13 protein-coding genes and 2 pseudogenes are annotated in these 15,105 nt (G+C 60.6%); 8 read left to right on the top strand and 7 right to left on the bottom strand.

Translation table 11 applies throughout. The features are described from left to right. Window positions 1-76 precede the first annotated feature (76 nt). On the bottom strand, window positions 77-559 hold the full coding sequence (locus AAAK34_RS04180; RefSeq protein ID WP_231695335.1) for a winged helix-turn-helix transcriptional regulator: 483 nt from the start codon (window positions 557-559) through the stop codon (window positions 77-79). A 128-nt stretch (window positions 560-687) separates the two neighbouring features. On the opposite strand from AAAK34_RS04180, the gene AAAK34_RS04175 reads away from it, so the two are divergent. Continuing rightward, entirely contained in the window at window positions 688-1,995 is a 1,308-nt protein-coding gene (locus AAAK34_RS04175) for a D-amino acid dehydrogenase (RefSeq protein ID WP_231695336.1), read from the top strand. A 19-nt stretch (window positions 1,996-2,014) separates the two neighbouring features. Here the strand turns inward: AAAK34_RS04175 and AAAK34_RS04170 are convergent, their stop codons facing one another. Together AAAK34_RS04170 and AAAK34_RS04165 are read right to left on the bottom strand one after the other, a co-directional pair. Beyond that, window positions 2,015-2,653: an MBL fold metallo-hydrolase gene (locus AAAK34_RS04170; RefSeq protein ID WP_231695337.1), complete on the bottom strand. Its 639-nt coding sequence runs from the start codon at window positions 2,651-2,653 to the stop codon at window positions 2,015-2,017. An 8-nt stretch (window positions 2,654-2,661) separates the two neighbouring features. After that, a complete protein-coding gene (locus AAAK34_RS04165) occupies window positions 2,662-3,471 on the bottom strand; it encodes an exodeoxyribonuclease III (protein WP_431777780.1) in 810 nt (269 codons plus the stop codon). On the opposite strand from AAAK34_RS04165, the gene pyrE reads away from it, so the two are divergent. Together pyrE and AAAK34_RS04155 are read left to right on the top strand one after the other, a co-directional pair. Then, the gene (gene pyrE / locus AAAK34_RS04160; RefSeq protein WP_231695339.1) at window positions 3,470-4,168 is read left to right on the top strand and encodes an orotate phosphoribosyltransferase; all 699 of its coding nucleotides are present in this window, start codon (window positions 3,470-3,472) and stop codon (window positions 4,166-4,168) included. The two genes, AAAK34_RS04165 and pyrE, sit on opposite strands and share 2 nt — an antisense overlap. 61 nt (window positions 4,169-4,229) lie before the next feature. After that, entirely contained in the window at window positions 4,230-4,838 is a 609-nt protein-coding gene (locus tag AAAK34_RS04155) for a DUF4124 domain-containing protein (protein WP_431777779.1), read from the top strand. On the opposite strand, the gene AAAK34_RS04150 is transcribed toward AAAK34_RS04155, so the two are convergent. From AAAK34_RS04150 to gatC, 4 genes and pseudogenes are all read right to left on the bottom strand, one after another. Beyond that, on the bottom strand, window positions 4,831-4,998 hold the full coding sequence (locus tag AAAK34_RS04150; protein WP_431777778.1) for a hypothetical protein: 168 nt from the start codon (window positions 4,996-4,998) through the stop codon (window positions 4,831-4,833). The two genes, AAAK34_RS04155 and AAAK34_RS04150, sit on opposite strands and share 8 nt — an antisense overlap. A gap of 26 nt (window positions 4,999-5,024) precedes the next feature. Then, window positions 5,025-6,493: pseudogene (gatB, locus tag AAAK34_RS04145) on the bottom strand (Asp-tRNA(Asn)/Glu-tRNA(Gln) amidotransferase subunit GatB). A gap of 2 nt (window positions 6,494-6,495) precedes the next feature. Then, a pseudogene (gatA, locus tag AAAK34_RS04140) lies at window positions 6,496-7,964 on the bottom strand (Asp-tRNA(Asn)/Glu-tRNA(Gln) amidotransferase subunit GatA). Further along, a complete protein-coding gene (gene gatC, locus AAAK34_RS04135; protein WP_231695342.1) occupies window positions 7,964-8,263 on the bottom strand; it encodes an Asp-tRNA(Asn)/Glu-tRNA(Gln) amidotransferase subunit GatC in 300 nt (99 codons plus the stop codon). The pseudogene gatA and the gene gatC overlap by 1 nt, the downstream one beginning before the upstream one ends. A gap of 235 nt (window positions 8,264-8,498) precedes the next feature. On the opposite strand from gatC, the gene AAAK34_RS04130 reads away from it, so the two are divergent. From AAAK34_RS04130 to AAAK34_RS04110, 5 genes are all read left to right on the top strand, one after another. Continuing rightward, window positions 8,499-9,542: a rod shape-determining protein gene (locus AAAK34_RS04130; RefSeq protein WP_231695343.1), complete on the top strand. Its 1,044-nt coding sequence runs from the start codon at window positions 8,499-8,501 to the stop codon at window positions 9,540-9,542. A 207-nt stretch (window positions 9,543-9,749) separates the two neighbouring features. Then, a complete protein-coding gene (mreC, locus tag AAAK34_RS04125; RefSeq protein ID WP_231695344.1) occupies window positions 9,750-10,715 on the top strand; it encodes a rod shape-determining protein MreC in 966 nt (321 codons plus the stop codon). Further along, the gene (gene mreD, locus AAAK34_RS04120; RefSeq protein WP_231695345.1) at window positions 10,712-11,230 is read left to right on the top strand and encodes a rod shape-determining protein MreD; all 519 of its coding nucleotides are present in this window, start codon (window positions 10,712-10,714) and stop codon (window positions 11,228-11,230) included. Before mreC ends, mreD begins: the two co-directional genes overlap by 4 nt. Before the next feature lie 39 nt (window positions 11,231-11,269). Beyond that, on the top strand, window positions 11,270-13,219 hold the full coding sequence (gene mrdA, locus AAAK34_RS04115) for a penicillin-binding protein 2 (protein WP_231695346.1): 1,950 nt from the start codon (window positions 11,270-11,272) through the stop codon (window positions 13,217-13,219). A gap of 205 nt (window positions 13,220-13,424) precedes the next feature. Continuing rightward, window positions 13,425-14,954 carry a catalase gene (locus AAAK34_RS04110; RefSeq protein ID WP_231695347.1) on the top strand — a complete coding sequence of 510 codons (1,530 nt, stop codon included), beginning with the start codon at window positions 13,425-13,427 and terminating at the stop codon, window positions 14,952-14,954. Window positions 14,955-15,105 lie beyond the last annotated feature (151 nt).

Below are 15,105 nucleotides of genomic sequence, written 5' to 3'. Positions count from 1 at the left end.
GCACGACAGGGCCGCAGAGAGCGGACTGTTCGGAAACGAAGAAGATGTGCTGGGCGCGCTCGATTCATCCACTCTATTATTCACGCACCACCACGGGATCCACCGGAAGCCGAAACTCTTCCTTGATCTCCTCCATCACCACGTAGCTGTTGCTCTGTGCCGGCACGGGCACTTTCCTCAAAATCTGCCCCAGGAGGTCACGGTATTCGCGCATGGCCGACAGCCGGGCCTTGACCAGGTAATCAAAGGTGCCCGACACAAGATGGCACTCCAGAACCCGAGGCTCATGCAGCAACTCTCGCCGCATCTGTTCAAACACATCGGGCGACTTGGAGGAGAGTGTCAGCTCCACGAAAACCAGCAAGCCCCTACCGAGCGCATCAGGATTCAATCGCGCGTAATAGCCCTGTATCACTCCTTCCCGCTCCATGCGCCGCACGCGCTCCGTACAAGGCGAAGTCGACAGCCCGACGCGTTCAGCCAATTCGGTCATGGAGATACGGCCCTCGCGCTGCAACTCATCGAGGATTTTTCGGTCTATTCGGTCAAGGGAGAGCATTTCACGGCCCAAAGTGGGAAAGCCAGTGAATTCTCCCCCCAAAACTTTCAAATAACAAACAGATCAGTGTTTTTCACTGCCATCTCTTTCTTAGACTTGGGTTTTACCTGCATTCCAGGGGAATATCGATGAAAGCGATTGTTTTGGGCGGTGGTGTGATCGGCGTCAGCACAGCCTATCACCTGGCACGAACCGGTGCGCAAGTCACCGTTCTTGAGCGCCAGCCGGGCGTAGCGCTGGAGACAAGTTTTGCCAATGCCGGCCAGGTCTCTCCCGGCTACTCCACACCCTGGGCTGCTCCCGGCATTCCGCTGAAGGCGCTGAAATGGCTGGTGCAACGTCACGCGCCCTTGGCATGGCGGCCCGACGGCACGCTCTTTCAGTGGCGCTGGCTCGCGGCCATGCTCGCCAACTGCACTTCCGAGCGTTACGGCGTCAACAAGGAACGCATGATGAGGCTCGCCGAATACAGCCGCGACTGCCTGCGCCAGCTCCGCCTGGAGACTGGCATCGAGTATGAGCAACGCACTCTGGGCACCCTGCAGGTATTCCGCAACTCAGCCCAGCTTGAGTCCGCCCGGCAAGACACGCGGGTGCTCGACACCTGCGGCGTACCCTATCGCCTGCTGACAAATGCCGACGCCCTGACAGAAATTGAGCCTGCACTGGCCCACGCTGCAGGCCTGGTCGGGGGCCTTCACCTGCCAGGAGACGAAACAGGCGACTGCCATCGCTTCACCACACAATTGGCAGACCTTGCGCATTCCTTTGGTGCTGACTTCCGCTTCGGCACGGACATCGCTGGCCTGCAAAACAGTGGCGACCGCATCACCGGCATTCGCCTGGACAGCGGCGAAGTCCTCCAGGCAGACTGCTACATACTCGCTATGGGCTGCTTCTCGCGCAACTTGCTGGCTCCTCTGCAGATAGATCTGCCGGTGTATCCCGTCAAGGGCTACTCACTCACCGTGCCTTTGGTAGATGCCTCTCGTGCGCCTTGCTCCACGGTCATGGACGAAACCTACAAGGTTGCCATTACGCGCTTTGACCAGCGAATCCGCGTCGGTGGCATGGCAGAGCTCGCAGGCTATGACCTTCGGCTGAACCCGCGCCGCCGCGCCACGCTGGAAATGGTGCTAGGCAATCTATTCACCGGCGGCGACATTCCCCGCGCGGAATTCTGGACGGGACTGCGCCCCATGACTCCCGACGGCACTCCCATTGTCGGCGCCACCCGATACAAGAACCTGCTGCTCAACACAGGTCACGGCACGCTGGGCTGGACCATGGCGGCTGGCTCCGGAAAGCTGGTGGCAGACTTGGCATTCGGCAGACCAACCGACATTTCCATGGACGGCCTGACGATCAGCCGCTACTCAAAGAGCAGACCTTCGGCGGCCTCCTCCCTGGTCACGGGCAAACCCATGCGCAGCTGAGGGGTCCGAAGACACCGGATCAAGTCCCAGCCACGAACGGATTGCTGCGCCTTTCCCGCCCGAAGGTGCTCTCCGGCCCGTGGCCCGGGATGAACACCGTATCGTCACCCATCGGCCACAGGCGCTGGGTAATGCTGGCGATCAGTTCCGCGTGGTTGCCCCCGGGAAAATCCGTGCGGCCGATGCCGCCCGCGAACAGCACATCGCCCACGAAGGCGCGCTTGGCCTCCGGAGAGTGAAACACCACATGCCCCGGTGTATGACCCGGTGTGTGTCGAACGTTCAGCACGCATTCACCCACCTGAACGGTGTCTCCGTCGTGCAGCCAGCGCGCAGGGGTAAACGGCTCAGACTGCGGGAAACCAAACATACGCGACTGCTCTGCCAAACCGTCGATCCAGAACTGATCGCCAGGGTGCGGCCCGACGATGCTCAGGCCATGCCGCCTGGCCAATTCTGCCGTGCCTCCCGCATGATCAATATGCGTATGCGTCAACCAGATCTGGCCCAGATTCAGCCCCAGCTTGCTAACGGCCGCCTCGATCTTCTCCAGGTCCCCACCCGGATCGATCACGGCGGCCTGAAGGGTCTGGTCGCACCATACGATGGAGCAATTCTGAGCAAAGGGGGTGACAGGAACGGTCAGATACTTCAGCATGGCAAAAATTAGAGCGTCATTTCGTAGTCGATCGTGATGGGCGCGTGATCCGAGAACTTCACGTCCTTGACAATCGACTCGTGGCGCGCCAGCGTGGCAATGGCCGGGGTGGCCAGATGGTAGTCCAGCCGCCAGCCCACATTCTTGGCATAGGCCTGTCCGCGGTTGCTCCACCAGGTGTAGGCTTCGCCGGTGGTTTCAGGCTTAAGGTGACGATAAACGTCGACCAATGCCAATTCATCAATGACGCGGCTCATCCAGGCGCGCTCGTCGGGCAAAAATCCAGAATTTTTCTGGTTACTCTTCCAGTTCTTGAGATCGATCTCTTTGTGTGCAATGTTCACATCGCCACACAGCACGAACTCGCGCTCAGCCTTGAGTTGCTGCAGGTAGGGGTAAAACTCTGCGAGGAAACGAAACTTGGCATCTTGCCGCTCCGGGCCCGACGAACCGCTGGGAAAATAGCAACTCACCACCGAAAACTTGCGGGAGGGCGTGTCGAAACGCACCTCCACGTAGCGCCCCTCTTCGTCGAATTCTGGTGAACCATAACCGGCGATCACCTCGCTGGGCTCATGGCGCGTATAAACACCCACGCCGGAATACCCTTTTTTTCGGGTGGCCAGGTGAAAATGTCCCCTCATGCCGGCAAGTACTTCAAACTTGCCGGCCAAATCCGCCGGCTGCGCCTTGATTTCCTGGACACAAATACAATCCGGCCGATGCTTTTCCAGCCACGCCTCCACACCCTTGGTGGCGGCGGAACGAATGCCGTTGAGATTAAGGCTGGTAAGTTTGAACAAAAGGGAGTTCTCCATGAAATCGGACGAAACTGTGTCCGCGAGCAGCAAGCGCGATGCGCTGGCTCAGGAATTTGTGCAATTTGCCATCGAGGCCGGTGTGCTGCGTTTTGGTGAGTTCAAAACCAAAGCGGGCCGCCTGTCGCCTTACTTCTTCAATGCCGGCCTGTTCGACGACGGTGCCAAACTAGGTCAGTTGGCCCAATTCTATGCGCGGGCCATACTTGACTCTGGCATTGAGTTCGACGTCATCTTCGGCCCGGCCTATAAAGGCATTCCGCTGGGGGCCGCCGTCGCCATCGAACTGGCCCGCATGGGACACAACAAGCCCTTCGCCTACAACCGCAAGGAGGCCAAGGATCATGGCGAGGGCGGTGTGCTGGTGGGCGCGCCGCTCAAGGGCCGGGTACTGATTGTCGACGACGTGATCTCGGCCGGCACGGCAGTCCGTGAGTCGATCGCGCTCATTCGCTCCGCTGGCGCTATCCCGCACGCAGTCGTCATCGCGCTGGACCGCCAGGAGCGTGCGACTGAAAACGGCCAAGATGTTTCCTGGAGTGCCGTGCAATATGTCCGCGAAACGCTGGGTTTGCAGGTATGCGCCATCGCGCAGTTGGCCCACTTATTGCAACATCTAGGCTCTAATGACAATTTTTTGCCCTACTGGCAGGCGGTATCAGCTTACAGGGCGCGTTACGGCATAGATCAAGGGTGAACTCCATACTGTCACTGCACCGTCACACACTTTCACGCTCCGGCAAGACCGCCTTGACCGCGTGTTTGCTGACGCTCCCATTCACGGTCACCGCGCAAACGCCCCCGGCGCTGCCGGCCCAGGGATCTTTACCTGCGTGGACTCCAATGGCAAGCGTTTGAGCGCGGATCGACCCATCTCGGAATGCATTGACCGCGAACAACGGGTACTGTCCGGCAGTGGCACCACGAAGCGGATCGTAGGTCCAACGCTGAGCATTGCCGAACGCGAAGCCCGAGAAGCCCGCGAACGCGAAGCCGCACTGGTTCGCCAGCGCGCGCAGGAGGCCACTCGGCAGAGCCGGGTGCTGCTCTCCCGCTACCCAGACAAAGCCACCCACGACGTCAGCCGACAAGAGGCTCTGGCGGCCACGCAAAGTGTCATAGACGCTGCAAACGCACGCATCAGCGAACTGGTACAGGAGCGCAGGTCGCTCGACGACGAGCTGGAGTTCTACCGCAAGGACCCCTCGCGTGCGCCTGCAACTTTGCGCCGCCGACTAGAAAGCAACTCGGAAAGCGTGCAACAGCAGAACCAAGCCATCGCGGACCAGCGGGCCGAACGCGCGCGCATCAATGCGCGCTACGACGCCGAACTGGAGCGCCTGCAACAGCTATGGCTGGCTAAGTAAGCCAAACCTCGGTCCGCCCATCGCTCTTGGCCCGACCCATCATAGGTGCCACCCCTGCCTTGGCGCCCGAGGGCGGCCTGATCGGGTGCGTAGCGCTCTCAGCCGCAGCCGGCCGCCCAAACAGGTGAGCGTTATCGGAGCATCGAAATTGAGTGTCCACGCGGCTTTCTTGGAGATTGCAAGCGGTCAACTGCCGGATCCAGGTTCAAGCTTCTGGCGCAGCATGGCGTTCACCTGCGCCGGATTGGCCTTCCCCTTGCTCGCTTTCATGGCCTGGCCAACCAGCGCATTGAACGCCTTGTCTTTGCCGGCCCTGAACTGCGCCACATTGTCCGGGTTGGCGGCAATCACCTCGTCGATGATTTTTTCCAATGCGCCGGTATCGTTCATCTGCTTGAGGCCTTTGGCCTCGATGAGCGCATCAACCTCCGAACCCTCTCCGGACCAAAGCGCATCGAACACCTGGCGCGCCGCAGCATTGCTGACGGTGCCATCCTGAATGCGCTGAATCAGGGCTGCCAATTGCCCGGCGGCCACAGGCGCCGCATCAATGCCAATCTCACCCGCATTCAGCCGGCGAGAAACCTCCCCCATGATCCAGTTGCTGGCCAGCTTCGGTTGCCCGCTCAACTGCGCGACCTGCTCGAAATAAGCCGCCATTTCGGGCGATTGCGTCAACGTGACGGCGTCGTACTCGGGCAGACCGTAGTCCGCCACAAAGCGCAAGGCCATTTTACGAGGCAACTCGGGCATGAGCGCCCTGGTCTCTTCCACCCATTGCTCGGAAATGCAGAGCGGCGGCAGATCGGGGTCGGGAAAATAGCGGTAGTCGGCTGAATCTTCCTTGGTGCGCATGGCGCGGGTCTCACCGGTATCCGGATCGAACAGCACCGTGGCCTGCTGAATTTTGTGGCCGTCCTCAATCTGCTCAATCTGCCAGCGGATCTCGTAATCAATGGCCTGCTGCATGAACCTGAAGCTGTTCAGGTTCTTGATCTCGCGCCGCGTGCCCAGCGCCCCCCCGGCCTGCGTACCGAAACGTTGGCGTCGCAGCGGAACGAACCCTCCTGCATGTTGCCGTCGCAAATGCCGATCCAGGTCACGATCTTGTGCAGTTCCTTGGCATACGCCACCGCTTCTTCGCTGCTGCGCATGTCCGGCTCCGTCACGATCTCCAGCAGCGGCGTACCAGCACGATTCAGGTCGATCCCGCTCATGCCGTGGTAGTCCTCATGCAAGGACTTACCCGCATCTTCCTCCAGATGCGCACGCACAAGGCGCACCGTCTTCTTCTCGTCGCCAAGGTAGAACGACACCTCGCCGCCCTGCACCACCGGAATCTCGAACTGACTGATCTGGTAACCCTTGGGCAGATCCGGATAGAAGTAGTTCTTGCGCGCAAAAACACTGCGCGGCGCAATGTGGGAACCCAGCGCCAAACCCAGCTTGATCGCGCATTGCACGGCCTCGCGGTTCATGACCGGCAGCGTGCCCGGCAGCGCCAGGTCGACCGCGCTGGCCTGCGTATTGGGCTCAGCGCCAAAGGCCGTGGAAGCACGACTGAAAATCTTGCTCCTGGCTTGCAGCTGCGAGTGCGTCTCAAACCCGATGACGACCTCGTAGCCCTGAATCAGTTTCGGAATGCTCTTGCTCATAATCAGAAATCCTGGGGCCGGCGAAGATGGAAATCAGTGGCCTGCTGCAAGCTGTGCGCCACATTGAGCAGCCGCGCTTCCTGCAGATAGTTGCCAATCAGCTGCAAGCCCACGGGCATGCCGCCTTCGCCAAAGCCTGCCGGCACGCTCATGCCGGGCAAACCAGCCAGAGATGCCGGCAATGTGAAGATGTCCGCCAAGTAATCTGCCAACGGGTCAGCCCCGTGCGCGCCCGCGTGCCAGGCCACCGTGGGTGCCACCGGGCCAGCGATCACGTCGCATTGCTCGAACGCCTGCTGGAAATCATTGGCGATCATGCGGCGAATCTTTTGCGCCTGGAGGTAGTAGGCGTCGTAGTACCCATGGCTGAGCACATAGGTGCCCGTCATGATGCGTCGCTTGACCTCTTCGCCAAAGCCTTCCGCACGGGTCTTCTTGTACATATCTTCCAGATCGGCATACTGCTCGGCACGGTGGCCGAATTTCACGCCATCAAAGCGGGCCAGGTTGGAGCTGGCTTCAGCCGGCGCAATGATGTAGTAAACCGGAATGGCCAACTCGGTGCGCGGAAGCGAAATTTCAACCAACCGGGCGCCCAGCTTTTCGTATTCTTTCAGCGCGCCTTCCACGGCTGCGTGCACATCGGGAGACAAGCCGCCGCCAAAGAACTCTTTCGGAACCCCAATGCGCAAACCCTCCATGCGGTCATTCAGGCGGTTGGTGAAGTCCTCGGCCGGCACATCGAGCGACGTGGCATCGCGGTCGGGGTCGGGGCCGCACATGGCGGACAGCAGTAACGCGCAATCTTCGGCGGTGCGGGCGATCGGCCCCGCCTGGTCGAGGCTGGACGCATACGCAATCATGCCGTAGCGGGAGGCTCGGCCGTAGGTGGGCTTGATGCCGGTGACGCCACAAAAGCTGCCAGGCTGACGGATTGAACCACCTGTATCGGTGCCTGTGGCTGCGGGTGTCAGCCGGGCAGCCACTGCCGCCGCACTGCCACCGGAAGACCCCCAGGAACGCGGGTGGGATCCCACGGGTTCTTTACCGGACCGTAGGCGGAATTTTCGTTGGCGGAGCCCATGGCGAACTCGTCGCAGTTGAGCTTTCCAAGGCACACCATGCCTTGATCGGCCAGACGCGCCACTACGGTGCTGTCAAAAGGCGATTGGTATCCGCGCAGCATGCGGGAACCCGCCGTGGTGGGAAAGTCCTTGGTAACGAACACATCCTTGTGCGCGATCGGCACACCAGCCAGCAGGGGCGCATCACCCGCAGCCAGTCGTGCATCGGCGGCGCTGGCCTGCGCCAGGGTAACAGCCTCGTCCTGCGCCAGGTAGGCGCCCAACTCGGTGTGCGCCTTGCTGCGTGCCAGGAAATGCTGCGCTGCCTCCACGGCTGAAACCTCGCGGGAACGCAGCCGAGCAGCCAGTTGAGCCACGGTCAGGTCATGCAAGTCAGTGGCCGCCATCATTCAATCACCTTCGGAACGAGAAACAGTCCATCTTCCACCGCGGGAGCGCTGCGCTGGTTGGCTTCGCGCTGGTTGGGCTCGCTCACCACATCCTCGCGTAGACGCAACTGCACGTCCTGGATGGTCGCAATGGGGTGCGCCAAAGGCTCCACGCCAGAAGTGTCCACGGCGCGCATGGCCTCGACAGTGGAAAAAAAGTCGTTGAGCTTTGTCAGCATGCGCTCACTTTGCGCATCACTCAACTCGAGACGCGCGAGATGGGCGATGCGCTCGATGTCAGGGAGGGTCAAGGACATGGAAAAACTGGATGAAAACGGAACGAATTGCTGGATGACTTGGTCGAAACCAAATGTAATTTTGATCTTGGGGGCAGGTTAGTCACCAAGACCAATGAAGGGGATGCGTTATTATCCCGCCTTTGAGGCGTGAAGTCGGAAACAGCCGACATCTGCTCAGAAAACACCCATATTACGCAGCGAAACCGCTGGCGGCGGCGGTATGGTGCACGTCGCACGCCCAAGAGGACAATTCATGTTTGGAGCTTTCCGTCGGTACTTCTCCACCGACCTGGCGATTGACCTGGGCACCGCCAATACCCTGATTTACGTACGCGACAAAGGCATCGTTCTTGACGAACCTTCCGTGGTGTCCATTCGTCATGAAGGCGGCCCCCAGGGCAAGAAAACCATCCAGGCCGTAGGCAGCGAAGCCAAGGCCATGCTGGGCAAGGTGCCCGGCAACATCGAGGCCATTCGCCCCATGAAAGATGGGGTCATCGCCGATTTCACTGTCACCGAGCAAATGCTCAAGCAGTTTATACGCATGGTGCATCCGCGCGGCATGTTCAAGCCGAGCCCGCGCATCATCATCTGCGTACCCTGCGGGTCAACCCAGGTTGAACGCCGAGCCATCCGCGAGTCGGCGCTGGGCGCGGGCGCCAGCGAGGTCTACCTGATCGAGGAGCCTATGGCCGCGGCCATAGGTGCCGGCTTACCCGTGAGCGAGGCCAGTGGCTCCATGGTGGTGGACATCGGCGGCGGCACCACCGAAGTGGGCGTGATCTCTCTCGGCGGCATGGTGTACAAGGGATCGGCCCGTGTTGGCGGCGACAAATTCGACGACGCCATCATCAACTACATCCGCCGAAACTACGGCATGCTGATCGGCGACCCAACCGCCGAATCCATCAAAAAGCGAATCGGCAGCGCGTTTCCTGGCAGCGAAGTCAAGGAGATGGAAGTCAAGGGACGCAACCTGTCCGAAGGTGTGCCGCGCAGCTTCACCATCAGCAGCAACGAGATCCTGGAAGCCCTGACCGAGCCACTCAACAGCATTGTCTCCGAAGTCAAGAAGGCACTTGAGGAAACCCCACCCGAACTGGGGGCCGACATCGCTGAGCGCGGCATGATGCTGACCGGCGGCGGCGCCCTGCTGCGCGATCTCGATCGCCTGCTGGCTGAGGAAACCGGGCTGCCCGTGCTGGTGGCCGAAGAGCCCCTCACCTGTGTGGTGCGCGGCTGTGGCCTCGCGCTGGAACGTATGGATCGGCTGGGCAGCATCTTCACGAGTGAGTAAGGCACTTCCCCCAGGCGCTGGCGCGCCTGCCCCCGGAGGGTGAGCGCACCCGGCGGCTTGGCGAAGAGAGCCCCGCAGGCTCCGGATGTGGTTTACCGCACGCCCCCAGACTTTGCCCCTTTCCCTCACGAACGAGAGAAAGAGTCAAAATTGAAGATGGCGTGTGAGAACCTGAACTGACTCTCTACGCCTCGCCACCTTCACCTTATGCCGTTCGAAACACTCGACCGCTCGCCACCGCCCTTCTTCAAGCAAGGGCCGTCGGCATGGTCTCGCCTGGTGTTTTACAGTGCCCTGGCGCTGTTCCTTATGGTGGCCGATGCACGCTTTCGCGTAGCCCAACCATTGCGCGCGACCATAGCCACAGTGCTTTACCCCGCGCAGTGGCTGGCACTGCAACCGGTGCAGATGATGCAAAACTTCGCCAGCTACCTGACCGACCTGAAAACTGCCCACAAGACCGAAGAGGCCGCGCGCCTGAAACTGGCCGAGCAATCTCAGCGTGCTGGCCAAGTGGAACAGCTGCTACTGGAAAACGAGCGCCTGCGCCAATTGCTGGCACTGCGCGACCGCGTCCAGGCATCGGCCACGGCAGCGCAGGTCCTGCACGACGCCACCGACCCCTACAGCCGCCGCGTAGTGATCGACAAAGGCCAGTTGCAGGGCATCGAACCCGGTTCCCCGGTCATGGACGAATCAGGCGTACTCGGTCAAGTCACGCGCGTTTACCCCTTCGTCAGTGAAATCACCCTTTTGATCGACCGTGATCAGGTGATCCCCGTCATGAACTCACGCACCGGCACCCGTAGCGTCGTCTACGGCGTGCCTACACCGCATGGTGGACAGCTGGAGCTGCGCTACATGTCTGTGACCGAAGACGTCAAGGAAGACGATTTGCTCACCACCAGTGGTGTAGATGGCGTCTACCCGCCCGGACTTCCCGTAGCTCGCGTGAGTTCGGTCGATCGACGCACAGACTCAAGTTTCGCGCGCATCCACGCCACACCCCTTGCCAAAATGCAGGGTGTTATTCATGTCATGGTGCTCACACCGGTGGGCCAGCCTGATGCACTCGCCGAGGCAGCCGCCCCTGCGGCATCGGCGGCGTCGGCGGCGTCTGCCGCGAGCGTTTCGCGCAAGGCACGAACCCCAGACCGAGGACGCCAGCCATGATCATGCCACGTGGCCGGCCCCTGCTGCTGCCTGCCAGCCCCGTTTTCATCTGGGGAAGCTTGCTGGTAGCCTTGATGCTCAACTTGCTGCCGCTCGGGCGTCTGGCATGGATGCCCGACTTCCTGGCCGTGGTGCTGGTCTTCTGGAGCGTGAACCAACCCCGCCGCGTGGGCCTCGGCGCTGCATTCATCTTCGGTCTGTGCCTGGATGTCCACCAAGCTTCTCTACTCGGCCAGCACGCGCTGGCCTACACGGTGCTGATCTACTTCGCCATCATGATCCACCGCCGTATTCTGTGGTTCAGCGTACCCGGACAGGCGGCGCAGTTGATCCCGCTGTTCGCCGCTGCGCATGCCATAACCATCGTCCTGCGCCTGATTGGTGGCGCTATATTCCCCGGGTGGCAGGTATTGCTGGCGCCGCTCCTGGAAGCGGCCCTATGGCCCCTCGTCAGCGCGCTACTGCTCGCGCCGCAGCGCCGCGCGCCGAACCCCGACGCAGACAGGCCGCTATGAAACCAGACCTTCTGAGCAGCAGGGCAACGGACCACTGAAATGACCGAGCTGCGCAACGTCGAAGCCGAGCTCAGGCGTTTTCGGATACGCTTGATTGTGGTCGGGCTTGCCATGCTCATTGCATTTGGGCTGGTGGCCACACGCCTTTATATCCTGCAAGTCGTTCGCCATGAGGCCTACGCGGAGCGCGCGGAAACCAACCGCACTGCTGTTGTTCCCATCGTGCCCAACCGCGGCGAAATCCTGGACCGCAACGGCGTCGTACTGGCTACCAACTACAAGACCTACACGCTAGAAATCACGCCTTCGCGCGCCGGCAAACTGGAGGAAACCATTGACGGTATCAGCGAGGTGGTAGAAATCACCCCGCGCGACCGCAGGCGCTTCAAAAGACTCCTGGAAGACTCGCGCAGCTTCGATTCACTACCGATCCGCGTGCGCCTGTCTGACGAAGAAGTGGCCCGCTTTGCCGCCCAGCGCTACCGATTCCCAGGAGTGGAAATCAAGGCTCGTCTGGTTCGAAATTACCCTCTGGGAGAGGCAGGCGCGCACGTGATCGGCTACATCGGCCGCATTAACCAGACCGAAAAAGATCGTATCGAGGAGTCCGACGACGCCGCCAACTATCGCGGCACCGACCACATCGGCAAACTCGGCGTTGAAAGCAGTTACGAAAAAATCCTGCACGGCACCACAGGTGTCGAGCAAATGGAAACCTCTGCCGGTGGACATGCCGTTCGGCGCCTGGCCAGCCATCCGGCCACGCCGGGCGACTCTGTTCGACTGTCGATCGACATCAATCTGCAAAAACTGGTGGAGGAGCTCTATGGCGAACGGCGTGGCGCGCTGGTGGCAATTGACCCCCGCAATGGCGAGGTGCTCACCTTCGTGAGCAAGCCCACCTACAACCCGAACCTATTCGTCGAAGGCATTGATCATGAAACCTGGGGGGAGCTGAACAACTCGCTAGACAAACCCCTGCTCAACCGCGCCTTGCGCGGCACCTACCCTCCGGGCTCCACCTACAAACCCTTTATGGGGCTGGCTGGCCTGGAAACGGGCAAGCGCGCTGCGAACACCATCACCATGGATGGCGGCTCCTGGAACTTTGGCGGCCACACCTTTCGCTCCGGCCACGCGCTGGGCGCGGTCGATCTGCGGCGCGCCATTACGTTTTCGAGCAACGTTTATTTCTACCAGCTCGCCAACGACATGGGCGTCAACGCCATACACGACTTCATGAAACCCCTTGGTTTCGGACAGATTACGGGCATCGACATTCCCGGCGAAACACGCGGCATCCTGCCCTCTACCGATTGGAAGCGCGCCGCGTACAAGAGGGCTGAGCAGCAAAAATGGTTCGCTGGCGAAACCATTTCCCTGGGCATCGGGCAAGGCTACAACAACTTCACCATGCTGCAACTGGCGCAGGCCACCGCCATACTTGCTAACGGCGGAAAAAGCCACACTCCTCATCTGGTGAAATCCCGGATAAACCCGTTGACCCAACAGAGCGCCGAAGTACCCCAACCCCCAGCACAGGATCTGGGCTACAAAGCCGAGCATGTCGACCTGGTGCGGCGCGCCATGGTTGGAGTGACGCAAGAGGGCACCTCGCGGCGAGTGTTTGCAGGCGCCCCCTACCTTTCGGGTGGCAAAACGGGTACCGCACAAGCGATCACCATCAGCCAGAAAGGACGCTACGACGCAGCGCGTCTATCCGAATACCAGCGAGACCACTCGCTCTACATCGCGTTCGCGCCTGCCGACAACCCTCAGATCGCCGTCGCTGCCATAGTGGAAAACGCAGGCTTCGGCGCTGCCCACGCAGCTCCGCTGGTCAGGCGGACAATGGACTATTGGCTGGCCGGCATCTACCCCAGCGAACAGGACATCGCCGCCGTTCAGCGCGGCCAGGCGGGCCCACCCATCGGCACCCCACGCAGCGCCGCCCAAATGGCCATCAGACCGCCGCAGCCGGCGCCATAGAAGGCTGTCGGACCAGGCAAGTGCCCATCTCAGGGCACGATTGCTTTGGCCCCATGAAGTTTGAATTCTCCCGTTACCTCCTTATCATTCCCGGTCACGATCACGGCATACAGTGAGGCTATAAGTCAGTTAATCTGAATCAATTGGATTAGCAGCACCCACTCCCGTATAGTGGAAGTGTCTTAAACGAGCCAGGAGAACACCCATGAGCGACGACACCAAGAAATGCCCCGTAACCCATTTGACCACCGACTTCGGTGCTCCTGTTTCCACCAACCGCAACAGCCTGACCGCAGGGCCGCGCGGCCCGCTGCTGGCGCAAGACGTCTGGCTGAATGAGCGCCTCGCCAATTTTGTTCGCGAAGTCATCCCTGAGCGCCGCATGCATGCCAAAGGCTCTGGCGCCTTCGGTACTTTCACCGTCACGCAAGACATCACCCGCTACACCCGCGCCAAGATTTTCAGTGAAGTCGGCAAGAAAACAGAAATGTTCGCCCGCTTCACCACCGTGGCTGGCGAGCGTGGCGCCGCCGACGCCGAGCGCGACATTCGCGGCTTCGCCCTCAAGTTCTACACCGAAGAGGGCAACTGGGACATGGTGGGTAACAACACCCCCGTGTTCTTCATTCGTGATCCACGCCAGTTCCCTGACCTGAACAAGGCCGTCAAGCGCGACCCGCGCACCAACATGCGCAGCGCCACCAACAACTGGGACTGGTGGACGCTCAACCCCGAAGCGCTGCACCAGATCACCATAGTCATGAGCGACCGGGGCATTCCTGCCAGTTACCGCCACATGCACGGCTTCGCCTCCCACACTTACAGCTTCTGGAACGCGAATGGCGAACGTTTCTGGGTCAAGATGCACTTCCGCACTCAGCAGGGCATCAAGAACCTGACCGATGCCGAAGCCGAGGCACTCGTCGGCAAAGACCGCGAAAGCCACCAGCGTGACCTCTACGAGGCCATTGAGCGCGGCGAGTACCCGAAGTGGAAAATGTTCATCCAGGTCATGCCAGAAGCAGACGCGGAAAAATACCGCCTGCACCCGTTCGATCTGACCAAGGTCTGGTACAAGGGCGACTACCCACTTATCGAAGTTGGCGAGTTCGAACTCAACAAGAACCCTGAAAATTTCTTTGCCGATGTGGAGCAAGTGGCCTTTGCCCCCGGCAACCTTGTCCCCGGCATTGGCGCCAGCCCAGACCGCATGCTGCAGTCTCGCCTGTTCAACTATGCGGATGCGCAACGCTACCGCCTGGGTACAAACTACCATCAGATCCCTGTCAATCAGGCCCGCTGCCCGGTGCACAGCAACCACCGAGACGGTACTGGCCGTGTCGACGGCAACTACGGCGGCCTGCCTCATTACGAGCCCAACAGCTTCGGCCAATGGCAAGCCCAACCAGACTTCATGGAGCCGCCGCTAAAACTCACTGGAAACGCCGCGCACTGGGATTACGACAAGGACGACAACAACTACTTCGAACAACCCGCCAAGCTGTTCCGCCTGATGACCGCAGAGCAGAAAGAAGCACTGTTTGGGAACACGGCCCGCGCCATGGGCGACGCCCCGGAATTCATTAAATTCCGCCATATCCGCAACTGCAACGCGGCCGACCCGGCCTACGCCGCTGGCGTAGCGAAGGCACTGGGACTCGATCTTGCCAAGGCACTGGCCTCGCAGAAGGACGACCCCATGTACGGCAGCCCGCTGGTGGCCTTGCCGGCGTAAGCTCGTGCAATCACACGCCTAACCGAAAGCGCTGCGAAGCGCTTGTAATGAAATGCCTTGGACAAAAATCCAAGGCTTTCTTTTTTTGTGTGCCCTTCTTGCTCTTGCAGCGCGTGCACAATACAAAAAGCCGGCCACTGACCGGCTTTTT

Origin of the sequence: Ottowia caeni (assembly GCF_050821495.1) — a bacterium.
Classification (GTDB): Bacteria; Pseudomonadota; Gammaproteobacteria; order Burkholderiales; family Burkholderiaceae_C; genus Ottowia; species Ottowia caeni.
The sequence above is the reverse complement of the archived record's forward strand: the minus strand, read 5'-3'. Positions and strand labels throughout refer to the sequence as shown.